This is a genomic window from Pseudoduganella sp. S-14, assembly GCF_049913285.1.
Taxonomy (GTDB): Bacteria; Pseudomonadota; Gammaproteobacteria; order Burkholderiales; family Burkholderiaceae_D; genus Rugamonas.
On the sequence record NZ_CP183991.1, the window covers coordinates 5,588,448 to 5,607,410 of the forward strand.

Here is an 18,963-nt window from a genome sequence, read left to right on the forward strand (position 1 = left end):
AATCCCGGCACAGGCATGCTTCTGGTCAATTTGACTTTTTTCATGATTGCTCTCTATGCAGGACTGTTAAGAGTTCTTTACTGTAATATCCGCGCTGCAACTGCCGGATATACCCACAGTTTACTATGAATTGCTGATCCAGCCATGAAAAACGCCCTTGTCTGGTTGCGGCGGGACCTTCGCCTGTTCGATCATGCCGCAATGCATCACGCTCTGGCCTCTGCAGCGACAGTGTACGTGGCCTTTATTTTCGACCGCGCCATCCTGGATCGGCTCCCGGCTGCCGACCGGCGGGTCGAGTTTATCCACGACACGCTGGCGGCACTTGCTGCTGAGCTGGAGGCGGCTGGCGGGCACCTGATCGTGCGGCACGGCCTTGCCGAAACAGCCATTCCCGCGCTGGCTGCCGAGCTCGATGCCGATGCCGTTTTCGCCAACCATGACTATGAGCCGGCCGCCATTGCCCGCGACGCCGCCGTGGCCCGCAGCCTGCACGCTGCCGGCCGTGAATTGCGCACTTTCAAGGACCAGGTGGTGTTCGAGCGCGACGATGTGCTGACCCAGGCCGGCCAGCCGTTTTCCGTGTTTACGCCCTACAAGAACGCCTGGCTGCGCAAGCTCGAGGCGGCTCCGTCGGTACTGGCACCATGGACCGTGGAACCGCGGAGCACGGCTGCCGGCGGGCGCCGGCCTGGCCGCTTTGCGCCGGGCCGCAGCACGCTGCCGTCGCTTGCCGACCTCGGCTTCGAGCGCACCAACCTGCATGAACTGGGCATCGGCAACGGGCCGCAGTTGTTCGACGATTTCCTTGGCCGGATTGCCGGCTACGGCGCCGCACGCGACTACCCTGCAATCAAGGGGCCGTCCTACCTGTCGATGCACCTGCGCTTCGGCACCGTCTCGATCCGCCACCTGGTGCGCACCGTGATGACCATGTCGGCGCGCGGCGCGGCAGGCGAAGGCGGCGCGGTCTGGCTCTCGGAGCTGATCTGGCGCGAGTTCTACATGCAGATCCTGTACCACAACCCGCATGTGGTGGAACGCGCCTTCAAGCCGGCTTACGACAGGATCGAGTGGGAAACCGGCCTCGAAGCCGACGAGCTGTTTGCCGCCTGGTGCGAAGGGCGCACCGGCTATCCGCTGGTGGATGCGGCCATGCTGCAGCTAAACCGCACCGGCTATATGCACAACCGCCTGCGCATGGTGACGGCCTCTTTCCTGTGCAAGGATCTGGGGATCGACTGGCGCCGCGGCGAAGCCTACTTCGCGCTGCATCTGAACGATTTCGACCTGGCGGCCAACAACGGCGGCTGGCAATGGGCGTCGTCGTCGGGCTGCGATGCGCAGCCCTACTTCCGGATCTTCAATCCGGTCACGCAGTCGCAGAAGTTCGACCCGGAGGGGAAATTCATCAAGCGCTACCTGCCGCAGCTTGCCGGCTTGCCGGCCAAGGAGGTCCACTTGCCGCGCAATCCGGTGGTCGACCACGACCAGGCGCGCCAGCGCACGCTCGAACGTTACGAAGTCATGAAGAAATAAAAAGGGCAGGCGCTGTGGCCTGCCCTTTGGTTCGCTGCTGCGCGCCTCAAGCCCGTTGGGGCAGCAGGCCGGCAATGGCGCCGAGCAGGATATCTTCCTGGAACGGCTTGCCGAAGTAGGCATTCACGCCCAGTTGCAGCGCGTAGTTGCGGTGCTTGTCCGCCGAACGCGAGGTGATCATGATGATCGGGATCTCCTTGGTGCGTTCGTCGCCGCGCACGTTGCGGGTCAGGTCGAAGCCGTCCATGCGCGGCATTTCGATGTCGACCAGCATCAGTTCCGGCAAGCGGTCCTGCAACTGTTCCAGCGCATCCACGCCGTCTTTTGCCAGCATGACGTGGTAGCCTTCGCGCTCCAGCAGGCGCTGGGTCACCTTGCGCACGGTGAGCGAATCGTCCACCACCATGACGGTGCCATGCGCGCGAGTCTGTTCCACCGGTTCGGCGCTGCCGCCGGCCGGCGCCGGCGCCGGAGTCGCGGCAGTGCGCGGCGCCAGTTCCGGGTGCTGCGCCACGTGCAGCTGCAGCGCCACCGGATTCAGGATCAGCACGATCTCGCCCGAACCGAGCACGGTGGCGCCGGCGATGCCGGGCATGCGCGACAGCTGGGGGCCGATGTTCTTGATCACCACCTCGCGATTGCCGAGGATCTCATCGACGTGCAGCGCGACACGGTCGGTACCGTTACGCAGCAGCATCACCGGCGAAGAGCGTTGCAGCAGCGGACGCGCTGCCCCATCGCCCAGCAAGGTTGCCAGGTAGCGCAGCGGCACATGCTGGCCATGGTGCACCACGGCGCCCTTGGCGGTAGCTTCGGCCAGTGCCCCTTCCTTCAGCTGCAGCACCTGCTCCACCATCAGCGCTGGCACCGCGTGGGTGCGGCCGCCGGCCGAGATCAGCACCACCTGGGTCACGGCCAGCGTCAGCGGCAGGCGAATCGTGAAGCGGGTACCCTTGCCTGGCTCGGTGAAGGTTTCCACGCGGCCGCCCAGGGCTTGCGCCTCGGACAGAACGATGTCCATGCCCACGCCGCGGCCGGCCAGTTCGGTCAGCGTATCGGCAGTGGAGAAGCCTGGCTGGAAGATCAGGTTGGACGCTTCAGCATCGCTGACCACCTGGTCTTCGGCCAGCAGGCCGACGCTGCGCGCCTTGGCGCGGATACGTTCCAGGTCCAGGCCTGCGCCGTCGTCGCTGAACTCCAGCACCACTTCGTTACCCTGCTGGCTGACCTGCACCAGCAGCTCGCCGGTCTCGCCCTTGCCGTGTTCAACGCGGCGTTCGCGCGGCTCGATGCCGTGCACGATGGCGTTGCGCAGCAAGTGTTCGAACGGCGCGGCCATGCGTTCCAGAACGCTACGGTCCATTTCCACGCCGCCGCCGCGGATGTCCAGGTTGACGCGCTTGTCGGTTTCTTTCGCGCCCTGGCGGGCCACGCGGAACAGACGCTCGGACACGCTGTTGAACGGCACCATGCGCACGCGCATCAGGTCTCGCTGCAGGTCACGCGTCATGCGCGCTTGCTGCGTCAAGTCGCCGGTGGCGCCGTCGATGGAACGGATCAGGCCTTCATGGAAGGAGGCCACGTCGTTCACCGATTCGGCCATCATGCGGGTCAGTTCCTGCAGGCGGGTGAAGCGGTCGAACTCCAGCGGATCGAATTCGCGCTCGCCGGCAATCGACATACGCGAGGCGATCTGCGACTCGGCTTGCATTTCGACTTCGCGCAGCTGGCGGCGCAGGCGATTCAAGTTTTCCTGGAAGTCCGAGACCGAGGTACGCAGCGAGGTCACTTCGTTTTCCAGGCGCGAACGGGTGATCGACACTTCACCGGCCTGGTTCACCAGGCGGTCGAGGATGTCTGCACGCACACGCACCAGCGGCGAGGCCTTGGCGCCTTCCGCTTCGTCGCCGCCGCGTGCCGCCGTTGCAGGCGCGGCAGCCAGGCGTGCAGCCAGGGCGCTGAGCGAAGGCTGGGCTGCGCCTTGCGCGGCTGGCGCGCGGGCATCGGCGGCCGGTGCCGCGGCTGCCGCTTGCGCGGCGGCCATGGCAGCTGCATAGGCTTCCGGATTTTGCAGTTGTTCGAACAGCAGCAGCGCGTGGTCGTAGTGCGCCATCAGCTCGTCGAACGAGTGCTGGGACGCGCTACCTGCGTGCACCATGTTTTCAATGTGCGTTTCGATTTCGTGCGCGTGCTGGCCAAGGCGCATCGCGCCTGCCATGCGGGCGCTGCCCTTCACGGTGTGCAGCACGCGCTGCAGGCTGTGGGCGTGGCTGAAATCGGTCGGCTTGGCGTGCCAGGCGCGCAGCGATTCGCCGATCTGCGGCAGCAGGTCGGTGCCTTCTTCCAGGAACACAGGCAGCAGGTCCGGGTCCAGTTCGTCGTGGATGTCGGACGGGCTGGCACCCAGCAGGTGCGGGGTTTCCGGCAGTTCGACCACCTGCACTTCGCTTGCAGCAGCGTGGTCCAGGTCGACCGCATCTTCTTCGATGGCTTCGCCGGCAGCCAAAGCCGTGGCATCGATGGCGTCGACTTCCATCGCCGCTTCGGCAGTCGCGGCATCGGCTTCGGCCAGCAGTGCGGCTTGCTCGATTTCCTCGGTGGCAGGCTCGGCTTCGGCTTCGGCAACGGCCGGCTCGGCAATCTGCTCGATGGCCGGTGCAGCGGTTTCTGCGACGACCGGCGCGGCGGCCTGCTCGACGACTGGTTCGGCAGCTTCTTCGGCGACCGGTGCCGGGCTTTCTTCGACCAGCAGCGCATCGACCTGCTCGAGGTCCGGTGCGGCAGCTTCTTCGACAACCGGTACAGCGATTTCCTCGACCGCCGGCTCAGCGGCTTCGGCAACGATCTCTTCGGCTGCGCCAGGCTCCACCAGGCGCAGCGTTTCTGCGGCAGGCGCGGCCTGCTTCAGCTCGGGCGCGTCGAAAGCGTCATCGAAAGCGGCATCGAACAGGTTATCGATGTTGCCGTCCTGCGTGACAACTTCCTGCTTCGGTTGCTCTGTGTGTTGCGCGTCTGCCGGCGGCTCGGCGACCAGGCTGTGGTAAGTATCGCTGAACAGGTTGTCGAGGCGCTGTTCCAGCTCTGCGCTGGCTGGCTCGCCGACGATGCTGTCCAGGCGTTCGTCGAGTTCCTGGCCGACTTCCGGCGGATGCGCCAGTTCGTCGCGCAGCTTGTGCAGCGCTTCGATCAATTCCGGCTGTTCCGGCGGCAGCTCGCCGGTGGCGAAGCTTTGCAGCATCTGGCGCACGCGCTCGATCGTGAAATCGAACAGGTCATGTTGCGCATCGTCCAGGTGCGGCGCCGGCGGCTGCAACTCCTGCAGCGTGGTTTCCAGCGCATAGGACAGCTCACGCAGCGGCTTGAAGCCCACCGTGCCGGAGGTACCGGTCAGGGTATGCACCGCCTGCAGCGCCTCCGGATTAACCGGACGCTGCTCGTGGCGCCATTCGCCGAAATCTTGCGACAGCAGGCGTACCAGTTCGTCGGTTTCCGCCATGTAGATGTTGTACAGCGGCAGCGGGATCGCCAGGCGCCCCACAAACTTCATATTGTCTTCCGCCGGCGGCTCCGGTGGCGTTGGCGCGGTAGCAGTCGGGAATTCGATGACGTTGGTTGGGCGCGCCGTTGCGGTTTCCGCTTCCAGCGCCTCGATGACCAGCGGCTCGTCCAGCGTCAGGACAGGTTCGGGTTCGGTGACTTCGATTGCGTCCAGGTCCAAGGACAGGTCGGCAGGCAGTGCTTCAATCACTTCCTCGGCCGCTTCATTGCCGGCAGCGGCTGCCGCTTCCGGCGCGCTTCCCTCAGCCGCCGCCCCGGCGACGGCAGGCTCCACGACGGTCGGCTCGGCCAGTGCCGGGGCCTCGATCGCTTCCACTGCAGCCTCGAACTCGACGCCGGCTGCTTGCGGCGCACTTGGCGCCGCGGCAGGCAGGGTGCCGGCGGCAGGACGCTCGAACAGGCCAGTCTCCTGCACGCGCGTGGCAGCGTCGACGATCGGTTTTTCCTGGCGCGCCGAATTGCCGGTAGTGGCCAGTTCATCCACCCACGCCGACATCTCTTCGCTCGCATATTCGAGCAGGCCGAACAGATCTTCGGTGGCACGGCGCTCTTCTGCCAGCCACAGGTTCATCACCTTCTCGATCGAATGCGCGCCGTCGCCGAAGCGGTTCAGGCCCACCATGCGGCTGCTGCCCTTCAGCGTGTGGAAGGAGCGGCGCAGCATGGTCATCGTGTCCAGGCTGGAAATCTCGCTGTGCGGACGCGCCAGCGTCTCGCGCACGAAGGCCAGCACTTCCTGCGCCTCGCCGATGAAGATTTCCAGCAGTTCCGCTTCCACCGCCTCGTCGCCGGCGGCGCCGGCTTCGGGAACGGGTGCGGTCAGCACCGGCTCAGGGGCCGCTTCCGGCTCCGGCAGTGCCTCCTCCAGCACCGGGATCGACTCCGGGCCGGAGATTTTCTTGAACGGCACGGCGCGGAACGTACCGTGTTCCGGATCGAAGGCGAATCGCTCACGCGCGCCGGATGGATTCTGCGCCAGCATATCGACGAAGAAGCCCAGCGCGCCCACGTTCTGGGCGATATCGTCCAGCGCCCTGGCTTCGTGCGCCTCGTCAAACTGGCCCGATGCCAGGCGGCCGATCTCGATGCGCACGTGCGCCGCGGCGTTCATCGCCTCGTCCTGGTCCAGGATGGCGCAGGCGCCGTGCAGCTGGTGCAGCACCTTGTCCAGGTCCGACAGTTCGCCGCGGCGCGCCGGGTCGGTGTAATACTCGTCCAGCATCTTCTCGACCTGGCGCAAGCCGGTCTTCATTTCCAGTGCCAGCGCAACGACGGTATCTTCTTCGTGCAGCTGGCGCGCCAGGCCGCCCTGCCACTGCGCAGGTTCGGGCGCGGAACCACCGGCCTGCAAGGCTTGCAGGCGCGCCGCGATGGTGTCGGCGTGGGCGTTGAAATCGTCCGGCAGGTGGCGGATCTGGGCGATGCCGTGTTCGGCGAACAGCAGTGCCGTCGCCATCTCCAGCCCCAGCGCCTCGCTGCGGCGCGAGCCCACGGTGTTCCGTGCCGATTCCGCCAGTTGGCGCAGCAAGCCTGCCAGCGCCCCCAGGCCCAGCATTTCGCTGGCCACGGCCGCCTTGGCCAGGGACTGGCCGAAATCATTATCGAGTTCGGGATTGTTTTCGTTCTGTTCGATGCGCTGCCAGACCGAACGCGCATGGGCAATGCTCTCGCGCGCAGTAGCCAGCGAAGCATCGTCGATACGGCCATAGCGGCGCGTCTCGAAATCGTGCGGCACCATGCCGTCCAGTGCATAGCCGGCGCGAAGCTGGCGCGCCAGCGGCGGCAGGGTTTCCGGATCGGCCGAGGCGATGAAGAACAGGGCCTCCTTCAGCACATTGTCCGGCAGCTCGGGCGAACCGGCCGACAGGCGGCGCAGTTGCAGGTTGATCAGGCCGAACAGCTGCTTGACGTAACGGTTGCTTTCCTGCTGGCCGCCCACCACCAGCTCGGCGAAGGCTTGCATGGCGCGCCAGAACACGCGCGCCTTGTGCTCGCCTTGCTGGTCTGCCACGTCGGTAATGGCCGCCTGCAGCGCCGCGGCATGGATCGCCTGGCTGCCAGCGTCGGCCGCCTTCAGGTAGGGCAGCAGCGCGCGCTCGAAGCGCTGGCGCAAGGCCTTGTAGTCCGGCGCACCGCCCGGCGCGCCGGTCGACGGCAGCGCCGACGGCAGTTCCGGCACATGCGATACGTCAGGGAAGAACAGGTCAGCCGGGTGGACTCGGTCGATGCCCAGCAAATCCTGGATATCGCGGAAGAAGGGGAACAGGCGCACCGGCTGGAACGGGGCGCCGGAGAGCAGCTCCTCCAGGAACTCCACCAGCGCCTGGTACATATTGGCCAGCAGCTGGGCATGGTCCGCGGTGCATTTCAGCGTGCCGTCACGCATGCGGTCCAGCACCACTTCCGCCAATTGCGTCAGCAGCGCCACGCCGTCCACGTCCACCATCTGCAGGGCGCCGTGCGCCTGGTGCAGGTGCGACTTGGCATGCATCAGCGCCGTGGTCTGGTCTTCCGCATCACGCCCGCCGGCTTCGAACAGCGCCGTGCGGGAACGGGCCAGCGCTTCGCGGATTTCACCCATGACCCAGGACAGCGGGCCGGTGTCGTATTGCGGCAAAGCGGTGAACGAAAGATCAGGTTTGCTCATAGATTCTAAAAATTAAGCGGCAACTTGGGCACTAATCAGGCACCAACACGGAATCGCGACACGGAGTTCTTCAGCTCCTGCGCCAGCGAAGTCAGTTTGCGAACCGAGCTCGCGGTTTGCTGGGTACCATCCTGGGTTTGCTGCGTTACCTGCAGGATGTGCTGCATATTGTGCGCCACGCCGTTTGCCGACGTCGCCTGCATGCCGGTTGCGTAGGAAATACCCTGAATCAGTTCGGCCAGGCGGTTCGACACCTGCGAGATGTCCTGCAGCGCGGTACCTGCCGCGTCGGACAGCTTGGCACCTTCGACCACACCCTGCGTGGATTTTTCCATTGCCGCTACCGCGTCGTGGGTGTCGGTCTGAATGGTCTTCACCAGCGCACCGATCTGCTTGGCCGCTTCGGCGGAACGTTCCGCCAGCCGCTGAACCTCTTCCGCAACCACCGAGAAGCCTCGGCCTGCTTCACCTGCCGATGCCGCCTGGATCGCCGCATTCAGCGCCAGCACGTTGGTCTGTTCGGTAATGTCGGAAATCAGCTCGGTAATCTCGCCAATCTCCTGCGAGGATTCGCCCAGTCGCTTGATTCGCTTCGAAGTTTCCTGGATCTGCTCGCGGATCTCGTCCATACCCTTGATCGCGTTCTGCACCGCGTCCGCACCCTGGCGCGCCGCATCAACCGACTGGCGCGCAACGTCCGCCGATTCGGCCGCGCTGCGCGACACGTCGGTAATTTCGTTGGCCATCTTCACGACGGTGTTGGATGCTTCCTGGATCTCCTTCGACTGCGCTGCCGATGCTGCCAGCAGGTCGTTGGAAATGCCCTGGGCGTGGGTCGATGCCGAGGTAACCTGTTCCGCGGTAATCGTCACACGGCCTACCAGGCCGCGCAGCTCTTCCACGGTGTAGTTAACCGAGTCGGCAATCGCGCCGGTAATGTCTTCCGAAACGGTTGCCTGCACGGTCAAGTCACCGTCCGCCACTTCCTGCAGTTCGTTCATCAGGCGCAAAATTGCGGCCTGGTTCTGCTCGTTAATGGCCTTGGTTTCTTCTTCCTGCTGCTGCGCTTTCAGGCGCATCGCTTCCGCTTCCTGACGGCGGCGTTCGGAAGCGCGGCCGCGATTCTGGGAGTCGAGCAGCAGCACGCGGCCGATCGCCGCAGCGGAGACCAGGGTCACCGTCAGGCCAACCACCATCAGCCAGAACGAGATGCCCAGCGAGTCCTGCTGCTCGCGCAGCTTGGTCTGCAGATTGGCGAAGTTGGCACGAACGTCTTCGTTCTCGTTGAACAGCAGTCGTTCCGCGCTCTTCGCAGCGGAGAATTTTTCCAGACGGTCCAGAATGAACTTGACCAGCTTGTCGTAGTCTTCGAAGCCTTTCTTCAGCGCCTGCAGGTTTTCGCGGGTCTCGCCATCCTTCACGGCCGGCAGGCCGAGCTGGTCGCTGCCACCCAGGAAGCCGTCCACGGTCTGGCGGAACACGGTCGCGTCGCGGCCCAGCTGGAACGCGGTCTCGGACGAGGAAACGCCGCCCTCGGTCAGGAAGTTCGAAGCGCTACGGCTCATGCGCTGGGTCAGCATGCCCAGCTTGCCCAAGGCCGCCAGTTCCTTGGCGCTGCCGCCCTGCTTCAGGCGCGCCGACGCGACTTCCTCGGTCAGCGACAGCAGGTCAGGCGACATGGCGTTCAGCTTTTGCAGGGTCTCGTCCAGACCTGCCAAGTCCCATTTGTATTTGGCGATGGTGGCGGCAGCCTTGTCGGAAGCGGTCCACTTCTTGCGGGCATCGTTCAGGGTCGGCAATACCGCGCCCGGCGCCGACAGCACCGAGTGGCCTGCATAGCGGCCGCCGTCGGCCAGCGCCAGCAGCGCGCGATTCAATTCGCTGCGGCTGTCCTCCAGCTGCTTGATCGCCTGCTGGTTACCCTTAATCGCGTTGGGCGCCGCCTTGCCGATACGCTGCGAGTGCATCAGCACGTCGGAAGCGATCTGGGTACGGGTCGACGTCACGCCGCTGTTGTACGCGTTCCACGCCACGAAGACCACCGACAGCAGCAGCGATACGCCCAGCGTGGTGGACAGCAGGCTCAGCTGGCGCGCGCTGGGCAGGTGGCCGATCAGCGGCAGCTTGACGTTGGCCGCAGCCTCACCCACCGAGCTGGTACGCAGGCGCTGCAGCAAGCCGCGTGTGCCTTCCGCCGCTTCCGGGGTAACGCTTTCGGTCGCTGCCGGTTGTTCAGCAGTGTCAACGGCCGCCTCTGGCGACGCGCCTTCGTACTGAGAATTGTTAAAGTTGGCAAACTCCGAATTGGAACCCAGCTCGGCGCTGGCCTCCGGTGCGGAGCGCGACAAAAATTTAAATGCCATTACTACGTCCCCCGATAGCTTTCAATATGTTGCGCCTGCCCGATGGCAGCGCGAGATTACAGGCCGATTTGCAGGAACCGCGCATCGTGCACCAGTTCGCCCAGGTCCAGCCTGGTCCACTGCTGCCCTTCACGGTCTTTGAATTGCTGGCCACCCCAGGCAGCTTGCCCACTGTCCGCCGGTGCTTGTTCCACCATTTCGTCCAGGTTGCGCAAGCCAAGCACGCGCCCGGCCAGGATTGCTACATTAAAGTTGAGGTGGGTGGCAAACGTCACCAGGCGGCTGTCCGGGCCTGCTTGGGTGCCGGCCTCGCCCATATAGCGCGCCAGGTCGACCACACCGACCAGGTTGCCGCGGATATTGGACAGGCCGCGATACCAGTCCTGCGACAGCGGTACCGCTGTCACAGCCTGGAACGGCACGATTTCGCCGACCTGGGTCAGGTCCAGCAGGCAGCGGCGGCCGCCCAGCAGCACGCCCAGTTCGCGGCCGGCATTGCCCGTGCCGGCCTTGGCGGCCTGCATGCGCTCCAGCAGCGTCACTTGGTACTGCCGCAGGCGGCTGCGGCGTTCAGCGCCAGTCGGCGCCTGCTGTTCGGTCGTCATCGCTTAACCGAGCGCGGCAATCTTGGCCAGCAGCTCGGCCGCGTCGACCGGCTTGACCAGGTAATCCTTGGCGCCCTGGCGGATGCCCCAGATACGGTCGGTTTCCTGGTTCTTGGACGAGCAGATGATGATCGGCACGTCCTGCAGCTCAGGATCCTTGGCGATGGCGCGCGTGACCTGGAAGCCGTTCTGGCCAGGCATCACCACGTCCATCAGGATCAGTTGCGGTTTGTCGGCCTTGATCTTGGCCATGGCTTCTTCGCCGTTTTCAGCGGTGGACACGGTGAAGCCGCTGCGCACCAGGATGTCGGTCAGGTAATAACGCTCGGTAGGCGAGTCGTCTACGATCAGGATTCGTTGAATGGCCATGCTTTACTCTCTGTATTACGGTGTTTTACGCACTGGCGGCGGCGGTGTGCTCTCGCACCGCAGCCAGCAGGCTATCTTTGGTGAAGGGTTTGGTCAGGTAGGCAGCCGAACCGACCATGGCGCCGCGTGCGCGGTCGAACAAGCCATCCTTGGATGAGAGCATCAGCACTGGCGTCGTATGAAACTTGGCGCTCTTTTTGATCAGGGCGCAGGTTTGATAACCATCCAGCCGCGGCATCAGGATGTCGCAGAAAATCAGCGCAGGCTGCTGGTCATTGATCTTGGCCAGCGCATCAAAGCCATCTTCAGCCAGGATTACCTGGTATCCCGCCTGGGTCAGGAAAATTTCTGCGGACCGGCGAATAGTCGAGCTATCGTCGATCACCATGATTTTCAGTCCGGTTCCTTGCGGTTTAGTCGTCATTTCTAAAGTATTTCCCTATAGTCTCGCTACGATAGCACAGGGGACAGCCGTATGGCAGGATCTGCTGCTTAAAAGAAACACTTATTTATTTGAAAACTTGGAAACATTCCTTATTTGATAAGAAACTAAGTTTTCAACAACATAACGATTAGATGGCGACCATCTCGAAATCGTCCTTGCGCGCGCCGCATTCCGGGCAAGTCCAGTTCATCGGCACATCGGCCCAGCGGGTGCCTGGCGCAATGCCTTCTTCCGGCAAGCCTGCGGCTTCGTCATAAATCCAGCCACAGATCAGGCACATCCAGCTTTGGAATTCCTGGCTTGGTTCATTGCTGCTCACGTTGAGTCACCTTCTAATAAAGTAAAATGCTGAATTAGGTATCTTAATCTAACCGCCGTGCAAAACCAAACATCTCCCTTGATCCTGACATTTGGCGTGGCCGATCCGGTCGGCGCGGTTGGCGTGCATGCCGACCTGGCTGTGTTCCATGCCCTCGGCTGCCGCGGCCTGTCCGCCACCACCGCCCTGCTGGTGGGCGACAGCGCGCGCGTCGAAGACCAGCAGCATGTCGATCCCGACTGGGTGGCCGACCAGGCCCGCATGGTGCTGGAAGACGTGCCCGTGCAAGCCTTCAAGGTGGGCGCGCTGGACCACCTGGAACATGTCTCTACCCTGGCCGAAATCGTCTCCGACTATCCCGACGCGCCGCTGGTGCTCGACCCCTTCGGCAGCCAGTTGCCGCCGCCGGGCGACGAAGACGATCCCGAAGAACTGCTGACCGTGCTGCGCCAGCTGCTGGTGCCGCAGGGCACGCTGCTGATGCTGTCGGAAGTCGAACTGGCGCGCATGGCCGAAACCTGGCGCGACCTGGGCAACGGCGAAACCATGGCCGACGACGCCGAGCACCTGATCGACCTCGGCTGCGAGTACGTGCTGGTGACCGGCACCAATGCCGGCAGCGGCCAGCGCGCCAATACCCTGTACAGCGCCGAAGGCGTGCTGCGCCACGACAAATGGCAGCACCTGCCGGGCCCCTTCGTGGGCGCCGGCGGCACCCTGTCGGCCGCCATCGCCGCTTACCTGGCGCACGGCCTGGCCGTGCCGGAAGCGGTGGAACGCGCCGAACAATACACCTACCAGACCCTGCTCCATGCCCAGCGCTATGGCATGGGGCGCTTTGTCCCCAATCGATTCTTCAAAATATGACTACTTCGAACAACGACATCCTGTTTGAACGCGCCCAGAAGTCCACCCCGGGCGGCGTCAATTCGCCGGTGCGCGCCTTCCGCTCGGTGGGCGGCACGCCGCGCTTCATCACCCGCGCCGAAGGCCCCTACTTCTGGGATGCGGACGGCAAGCGCTATATCGACTACATCGGCTCCTGGGGCCCGGCCATCGTCGGCCACGCCCATCCGGAAGTGGTGAAGGCGGTGCAGGATGCCGCCACGCGCGGCCTGTCCTTCGGCGCCCCGACCGAAGCGGAAATCGAGATGGCGGAAGAAATCTGCCGCCTGGTGCCGTCGATCGAGCAAGTGCGACTGGTGTCCTCCGGCACCGAAGCGACCATGAGCGCCCTGCGCCTGGCGCGCGGCGCCACCGGCCGCGACAAGATCGTCAAGTTCGAAGGCTGCTACCACGGCCACGCCGACTCCCTGCTGGTGAAAGCCGGCAGCGGCCTGCTCACCTTCGGCAACCCGACCTCGGCCGGCGTGCCGGAAGACTTCGTCAAGCACACCCTGGTGCTCGACTACAACAACGTGGACGCCATCCGCGCCGCATTCGCCGAATACGGCGACGAAATCGCCTGCGTCATCGTGGAACCGGTGGCCGGCAACATGAACCTGATCAAGGGCACCCCGGAATTCCTGGGCGCGCTGCGCGAACTGTGCACCGAGCATGGCGCCATCCTGATCTTCGACGAAGTGATGTGCGGCTTCCGCGTCGGCCTCGGCGGCGCGCAGGAACTGTATGGCATCAAGCCCGACCTGACCGCGCTGGGCAAGGTGATTGGCGGCGGCCTGCCGGTGGCAGCCTTTGGCGGCTCGAAGGAACTGATGTCGAAGATGTCGCCGGTGGGCGCGGTGTACCAGGCCGGCACCCTGTCGGGCAACCCGGTCGCCGTGGCGGCCGGCATGACCACTTTGAAACTGATCCAGCAGCCCGGCTTCTACCAGGGCCTGGCCCGCAGCGCGCGCCGCCTGGCCGACGGCCTGACCGCCGCCGCGAAAGAAGCCGGCGTGACCTTCTGCGCCGATGCCGAAGGCGGCATGTTCGGCCTGTATTTCAGCGCCACGCCGCCCAACAACTACGCCGAAATGATGGCCGGCGACCGCGACAAGTTCAACGTGTTCTTCCACAAGATGCTGGACGAAGGCGTCTACTTCGCCCCGGCCGCCTTCGAAGCCGGCTTCGTCAGCGCCCAGCACGACGACGCCGTGATCGACGCCACCATCGCCGCCGCGAAAAGAGTCTTCACTACGCTTTAAGTCACTACCGGGGCGCTGCTGAATGGCCGGGCGTCAATTGGGATGTCGATCAGGAAGGTGGTACCCAGCGCCGCTGAACTGGTGACGATGATGCTGCCGCCGTGGCTTTCGGCCACGCGGCGCGCATACGGCAGCCCCACTCCCCAGCCATCCTTCGTGCACTTGCCGCCCCGTGCGCGGCGATACACCTGGAAGATCGATTCCAGCTCCTCGGCCGGAATCGGCTCGCCCTCGTTATGCACCGACAATTGCACGCGCTGGCCGCGACAGGCCACCCTGACCAGGACCGGCGTTCCCGCTGCGCTGTACTTGAGCGCATTGCCCAGCAAGTTCTCCAGCGCGCGCTGCAGCGAGGCGCGGCACCAATAGCCGAGCGCCGACTCGAACTCCACCTGCACTTCCACCGTGCTGCGTTCCATGGTCTGCTGCGCCACTTCATAGGCCAGCAAGGCCAGGTCGAACTCTTCCAGGTTCAGCGGCAGGTGCTGGCCGCCTTCGAACACCATGCAATCGAGCAGGTCGCGCGTCATGGCTTCGATGCGCTGCGCATTCACGACGATGCGCCCGGCCAGCTTGCGGATATCGTCGCTGGGCGCCTTGGCTTCGATTACTTGCGCCGCCACGCTGACCGTCGACAGCGGCGTGCGCAAGTCATGCGTCAACGCGGCGATGAACTGTTCGCGCAAGGCCGACTGGATCAGGGCGAACGCGGTCACGCTTTCGCGGATGGCGCTGTCGATCGAGGTGGCAATCGCCTCGCGCTGCTCATGCGTCAGCACCACGTTACACTGGTGCAGCATCTTGAACAGCACCTGCCGGAACAGCTGGTATTCGCGGATCAGGGTGGTGGTGTCATAGCCGCTCAGGCGCGCGCGCTCGCCGCCATGCTCCTGCGCGATCACCGCCACGTCGACGCCGCTGGCCTGGTAATACTCGTGCGTCAGAAGGCGTGCCAGGTGCTCGTAAAAAGTCGGCAGGGTATTCAGCAAGATCGGGTCGGGCAGCTCGCCGGCCTTGCACAAGGTCTCCCGCGCTACCTCGCGCCAGGCATCGATTACCTGGTCGCGCAGCGCCAGCATCGCTTGCGATGCTGGCGACAAACCGACCTCAGTCATTCAGCCTCCGGGGTAAATGTGGATTGTGAAACGAAAGAATGTGACGTAGATACTTTCGTGTCAATATGTGGCCCGAATGCTATATATAATTGACAAGTACAAGTACTGGAGCATGCAATGGTTCGCAGTGGGCGCAAGAACAACTGGTTTTCACTGCTATTCGCTGGCGCCCTGGGCGCTCATTTCGTCCTTTACCGGACACAGGGCAACCCCTTGGGGCATCCGGAGTGGCCGCTGCTGCTGGACCTTTTGGTTACATTCCCTGTTGCATATTTGCTGATTTGCCGGCCCGACTGGAAGGATTGGCTCAAGAAATGTGCCGCCATGTTGTTGCTGGGGCTGGCCTTCGGCAGCTTCGCCATCCCCGATGCATACAAGGTGGCATGGCGCGAATTTGACCGCTTGCGCATGGCACTGCCTGGACTGCTCGCCATGGCGGAAATAGCCCTTGCAGCCTGGCTGCTGCTGGGAATTCGTCGCGCCCTGCAGGCCGACGCCAATCCAGAGCGCGTCCTGGCGCGTGCTATCCGGCGCCGCTTTGGCAAAGGCGCCACGGGCCGCCTGATGGAGTTCGAAGCACGCATCTGGTATTACGCCCTGTTCATGCGCACGGCGCCCGTATTCGAAGGCGAACAGCATTTTTCGACCGCCCGCGCCGGCGGCAACGCAAGCAACCAGCTTGCGTGGATCTGGCTGATGGTATTCGACATCCCCGTCGCGCATGTGCTGCTGCACTTCCTATGGTCTCCGACTGCCGCTTGGGTCGCTACGGCGTTGACTGCCTGGGGCCTGCTCTATTTGCTGGCCGACTATCGCGCCACCCTGGCACGGCCAGTGTCGCTTGGCGCTGCCGCTTTGCACCTGCGCTGCGGCGCGCTGGCGGCCGATGCCGTCGTCCCGTATGCCGCGATCGTCTCAGTCGCGCGAGTGCCACATCCGCAGCGGCGCCTGCCTGGCAAGCGCTATTTCCGCCACCAGGGTGCGATGAATGTGGAAATCACGCTGCGGCCCGGTACCGCGCTGCCAACACTCTTGGGCGGCGACCAGGCTGCCACCCACATCGTACTTGGCGTGGACGACCCTGGAAAATTCGTTGAGGCGCTGGGCGCGCGGCTGCACTGAGCCGGGTCCGCTGCGCTACAGCGCTGGCGGCCCGGCCGGCCCAGCGCACTCGGGCGCCGACGCGCGCACGCGCTTGAGCGGAATCGACATCAGCCAGCCACGCAAATTCCTGACCAGCGCACGGCCGCAATGCTCGCTGACCGGTACAGCGCGTTCGACTGCCTCATTCTTCCCTTCCAGGTAGCGGAAGGTGCGCTCGGCGCCGGCACTCGGTGCTATGGGCGCGAACGCATGCGCCCGCGCAATCTCGACTGATGCGCGGAACAGTCCAGCGCTTACCTCCCGCAGCCGCTGGCCGCCGTCGCGTTGCCAGAACACCGCCTCGTTCTCCACTTCCACGGCACGCGACACGACCCGCACCGTGTTGGTGTAAACCGGCTGCTCGCTTCCCGCCTGAAACACCGACACGGTATTGTCGACGATCAGCGCACTCTGGTCCTGCGTCATGTAAAACACCGGCGAGCTGGCAATGAGCAGTCCTGACTGCGGCCGCTCATTGCTGCCGAGCCAGGATACGCCCGTCGCCGCAGGAAAAGCACGCTCAGCCAGCTCGCCATGGCTGAAGGTATTCAGTGTCTTCCTGAAAGGCACCAGGATCCGGTCCGCTTCAGCTTCGATCTCGTTGCGCTGCTCTTTCATCTGGCCATTGACCACCGCCGCGTGCGTCGCCAGGGCCATGATAAAACCGGCCAGGCCAGGCGTCGGATACAGCATGGTGCCCGGCGCCTGGCCTGCCTTGTCAAAATTGACCTGGCCGTGGAAGGCGACTTTTTCCTCGGCCGGCAAACTCAGCGACCAGACGGCATCGGCCTGCGCGGATTCGGCCGCCTTCGCCGCCGACAGGCAAGCCAGCAGTACGGCCAGGGCAATGCAATGATGGCGGGCCATTGTCTTAGTTGGCCAGCGGCTGGAGGATGGCCTGGCGGGCCGCTTCGATCGCCTGGAAATAGGCATTGCTCAAGCCAGGGAAGGCCGGCGCCTCATCCCAGTTGCCCTGCGCGCTCTTTTGCTGCACCAGCGGCACATACCACTCGTAGGAACTGTCCCTGAAGTTGACCATGTAGAACATACCGCTGACAACTCCCTTGGGTTCGCCAGCGGGAATGTACGAGGAATAGGCGCGCGTGATGCCTACTTCCGTCAACTCCACCACCAGCAGCTTGTCCAGCTGGTACTTCGACTGGAGCGAAGAGTAATCCCTGGGAACCGCGTTGCGCACTGTGCTGCCGGCCTTGGGCAATTGGCCTACCACAATCGGCTCATCGATCACGACAGGCACCTGGCCCTTCAGTTTCAACACTGCGGCGATTTCATCCTTCAGGCCAGCCAGGTCATCGGTCGGCAAGGTCCGCGCGTGGGCCGTCAGCTTGGCGTTTGCCAGCGCGGCGGCGGCATGGCACAGCGGCCACTCGGCGCCTGGGAAACTGGTGTCCGCCTTGGGCAATTTGCTCATCGCGACGCCGATGCGCAGGCCCGGCTCGGCAAATGGCCTGTACGCCATCGAGACGGGGGCCTGAGGCGCGGTGGCGCAGCCTGCCAGCCAGCCTGCGGCAATGGCCAGCAGCAGCCCAAATCCGAATCTCATCTCAGCCCTTTCGTATAGTTAAAATTTCGCGCAACCGGAAGTCGCGGCGAAATTTTACCTGTCAAACAGGGCTTAGCAAATAAATATGTTGCCTTACATCAACGCAGCCAGCCGCGGCGGCGGAAATACATCAATGGCGCGGCAGCACTGACAATCATCAAGCCCCAGGCCCATGGATAGCCCAGGTGCCATTTCAGTTCGGGCATGAAGTCGAAATTCATGCCGTACACCGAGGCGATCAGGGTCGGCGGCAGGAAGGCAACCGAGGCCACCGAGAAGATCTTGATGATCTTGTTCTGGTTAATGTTGATGAAGCCGACGGTGGCATCCATCAGGAAGTTGATCTTGTCGAACAGGAAGGAAGTGTGGCCGTCCAGCGATTCGATGTCGCGCAGGATCTGGCGTGCTTCCTCGAACTGGTCGGAATTGAGCAGGCGGCCGCGCATCAGGAACGAGACCGCGCGGCGCGTGTCCATCATGTTGCGGCGGATGCGGCCGTTCAAGTCTTCCTCGTGCGCGATGGCGCTCAGGGCGTCGGCCGCGTCCCTGTCGGTGAATTCTTCCTGCAGCACGCGGCCCGAGACTTCTTCCAGGTTCTGGTAGATGCCTTCCAGCGCATCTGCCGAATACTCGGCGTCGGTGGCGTACAGGTCCAGCAGCACGTCCATGTAGTCGGCGATCGAGCCGGGACGCGAACGGGCGCGCATGCGCACCAGGCGGAATACCGGCAGGTCGTCGGTGTGCACCGAGAACAGCATTTTCTTGGCCAGGATGAACGCCACCGTGACCACGCGCGACGGGCCCTCATCTTCTTCCAGCAGGAAGTCGGTACGCAGGTGGAGGTCGCCGTTTTCCGCTTCGTAGTAACGGGCGGAGGCTTCGATGTCCTTGACTTCGTCTTCGCCAGGCAGGATGACGCCGTAGATGGACTTGACCCAGGCGCGTTCGTCGTCTGTCGGATCAGTCAGGTCGACCCAGACCGGCGCCACTTGTTCAAGGTCTTCGCGCGTCTCAATTGGCACCTGGTTGAGCCGGCCATTTTGTAAAACGAAAACATTAATCATAGGCAATCTCAACCGGACAGGGGATGTAGAGCGCGGGTTCTAAAAAACTTCGCAAGTGTACCCGCAAAGAGGGGCTGGTCGCCAC

14 protein-coding genes are annotated in these 18,963 nt (G+C 63.9%); 4 read left to right on the forward strand and 10 right to left on the reverse strand.

What is annotated here, in order from left to right:
* Positions 1–144 precede the first annotated feature (144 nt).
* Positions 145–1,539 (forward strand): cryptochrome/photolyase family protein, encoded by a 1,395-nt coding sequence (locus ACN9MZ_RS25790; RefSeq protein ID WP_426339675.1) that lies wholly within the window; start codon positions 145–147, stop codon positions 1,537–1,539.
* A 46-nt stretch (positions 1,540–1,585) separates the two neighbouring features.
* Here ACN9MZ_RS25790 and ACN9MZ_RS25795 read toward each other — a convergent pair whose 3' ends face one another.
* The 6 genes from ACN9MZ_RS25795 to ACN9MZ_RS25820 form a co-directional block, all read right to left on the reverse strand.
* On the reverse strand, positions 1,586–7,744 hold the full coding sequence (locus tag ACN9MZ_RS25795; protein WP_426339676.1) for an Hpt domain-containing protein: 6,159 nt from the start codon (positions 7,742–7,744) through the stop codon (positions 1,586–1,588).
* A gap of 35 nt (positions 7,745–7,779) precedes the next feature.
* Positions 7,780–10,107 (reverse strand): methyl-accepting chemotaxis protein, encoded by a 2,328-nt coding sequence (locus ACN9MZ_RS25800; protein WP_426339677.1) that lies wholly within the window; start codon positions 10,105–10,107, stop codon positions 7,780–7,782.
* Positions 10,108–10,163: 56 nt separating this feature from the next.
* On the reverse strand, positions 10,164–10,712 hold the full coding sequence (locus tag ACN9MZ_RS25805) for a chemotaxis protein CheW (protein WP_426339678.1): 549 nt from the start codon (positions 10,710–10,712) through the stop codon (positions 10,164–10,166).
* A gap of 3 nt (positions 10,713–10,715) precedes the next feature.
* Complete coding sequence (locus tag ACN9MZ_RS25810; protein WP_055929369.1) at positions 10,716–11,081, reverse strand: response regulator transcription factor; 366 nt, start codon at positions 11,079–11,081, stop codon at positions 10,716–10,718.
* Between the two features lie 25 nt (positions 11,082–11,106).
* On the reverse strand, positions 11,107–11,505 hold the full coding sequence (locus ACN9MZ_RS25815) for a response regulator (protein ID WP_426164806.1): 399 nt from the start codon (positions 11,503–11,505) through the stop codon (positions 11,107–11,109).
* Positions 11,506–11,653: 148 nt separating this feature from the next.
* Entirely contained in the window at positions 11,654–11,806 is a 153-nt protein-coding gene (locus ACN9MZ_RS25820) for a rubredoxin (protein WP_028104578.1), read from the reverse strand.
* A gap of 96 nt (positions 11,807–11,902) precedes the next feature.
* On the opposite strand from ACN9MZ_RS25820, the gene thiD reads away from it, so the two are divergent.
* Entirely contained in the window at positions 11,903–12,712 is an 810-nt protein-coding gene (gene thiD / locus ACN9MZ_RS25825; RefSeq protein ID WP_426339679.1) for a bifunctional hydroxymethylpyrimidine kinase/phosphomethylpyrimidine kinase, read from the forward strand.
* The gene (hemL, locus tag ACN9MZ_RS25830; RefSeq protein WP_426339680.1) at positions 12,709–13,992 is read left to right on the forward strand and encodes a glutamate-1-semialdehyde 2,1-aminomutase; all 1,284 of its coding nucleotides are present in this window, start codon (positions 12,709–12,711) and stop codon (positions 13,990–13,992) included. Before thiD ends, hemL begins: the two co-directional genes overlap by 4 nt.
* Here hemL and ACN9MZ_RS25835 read toward each other — a convergent pair.
* The gene (locus tag ACN9MZ_RS25835; RefSeq protein WP_426339681.1) at positions 13,989–15,107 is read right to left on the reverse strand and encodes an ATP-binding protein; all 1,119 of its coding nucleotides are present in this window, start codon (positions 15,105–15,107) and stop codon (positions 13,989–13,991) included. The genes hemL and ACN9MZ_RS25835 overlap by 4 nt on opposite strands.
* Before the next feature lie 117 nt (positions 15,108–15,224).
* Here ACN9MZ_RS25835 and ACN9MZ_RS25840 point away from each other — a divergent pair, with 117 nt between their 5' ends.
* The gene (locus ACN9MZ_RS25840) at positions 15,225–16,229 is read left to right on the forward strand and encodes a hypothetical protein (protein ID WP_426339682.1); all 1,005 of its coding nucleotides are present in this window, start codon (positions 15,225–15,227) and stop codon (positions 16,227–16,229) included.
* Between the two features lie 15 nt (positions 16,230–16,244).
* Here the strand turns inward: ACN9MZ_RS25840 and ACN9MZ_RS25845 are convergent, their stop codons facing one another.
* The 3 genes from ACN9MZ_RS25845 to corA all read right to left on the reverse strand — a co-directional run bounded on the left by ACN9MZ_RS25845 (position 16,245) and on the right by corA (position 18,878).
* Complete coding sequence (locus tag ACN9MZ_RS25845) at positions 16,245–17,117, reverse strand: hypothetical protein (RefSeq protein WP_426339683.1); 873 nt, start codon at positions 17,115–17,117, stop codon at positions 16,245–16,247.
* A gap of 4 nt (positions 17,118–17,121) precedes the next feature.
* Entirely contained in the window at positions 17,122–17,814 is a 693-nt protein-coding gene (locus ACN9MZ_RS25850; RefSeq protein ID WP_426339684.1) for a hypothetical protein, read from the reverse strand.
* A 98-nt stretch (positions 17,815–17,912) separates the two neighbouring features.
* A complete protein-coding gene (gene corA / locus ACN9MZ_RS25855) occupies positions 17,913–18,878 on the reverse strand; it encodes a magnesium/cobalt transporter CorA (RefSeq protein WP_426339685.1) in 966 nt (321 codons plus the stop codon).
* Between the last annotated feature and the right edge of the window lie 85 nt (positions 18,879–18,963).

Coding starts and splice junctions, on each gene's coding strand:
- ACN9MZ_RS25790 (WP_426339675.1), top strand. CDS start 145: ATGAAAAACGCCCTTGTCTGGTTGCGGCGGGACCTTCGCCTGTTCGAT.
- ACN9MZ_RS25795 (WP_426339676.1), bottom strand. CDS start 7,744: ATGAGCAAACCTGATCTTTCGTTCACCGCTTTGCCGCAATACGACACC.
- ACN9MZ_RS25800 (WP_426339677.1), bottom strand. CDS start 10,107: ATGGCATTTAAATTTTTGTCGCGCTCCGCACCGGAGGCCAGCGCCGAG.
- ACN9MZ_RS25805 (WP_426339678.1), bottom strand. CDS start 10,712: ATGACGACCGAACAGCAGGCGCCGACTGGCGCTGAACGCCGCAGCCGC.
- ACN9MZ_RS25810 (WP_055929369.1), bottom strand. CDS start 11,081: ATGGCCATTCAACGAATCCTGATCGTAGACGACTCGCCTACCGAGCGT.
- ACN9MZ_RS25815 (WP_426164806.1), bottom strand. CDS start 11,505: ATGACGACTAAACCGCAAGGAACCGGACTGAAAATCATGGTGATCGAC.
- ACN9MZ_RS25820 (WP_028104578.1), bottom strand. CDS start 11,806: ATGTGCCTGATCTGTGGCTGGATTTATGACGAAGCCGCAGGCTTGCCG.
- hemL (WP_426339680.1), top strand. CDS start 12,709: ATGACTACTTCGAACAACGACATCCTGTTTGAACGCGCCCAGAAGTCC.
- ACN9MZ_RS25835 (WP_426339681.1), bottom strand. CDS start 15,107: ATGACTGAGGTCGGTTTGTCGCCAGCATCGCAAGCGATGCTGGCGCTG.
- ACN9MZ_RS25840 (WP_426339682.1), top strand. CDS start 15,225: ATGGTTCGCAGTGGGCGCAAGAACAACTGGTTTTCACTGCTATTCGCT.
- ACN9MZ_RS25845 (WP_426339683.1), bottom strand. CDS start 17,117: ATGGCCCGCCATCATTGCATTGCCCTGGCCGTACTGCTGGCTTGCCTG.
- ACN9MZ_RS25850 (WP_426339684.1), bottom strand. CDS start 17,814: ATGAGATTCGGATTTGGGCTGCTGCTGGCCATTGCCGCAGGCTGGCTG.
- corA (WP_426339685.1), bottom strand. CDS start 18,878: ATGATTAATGTTTTCGTTTTACAAAATGGCCGGCTCAACCAGGTGCCA.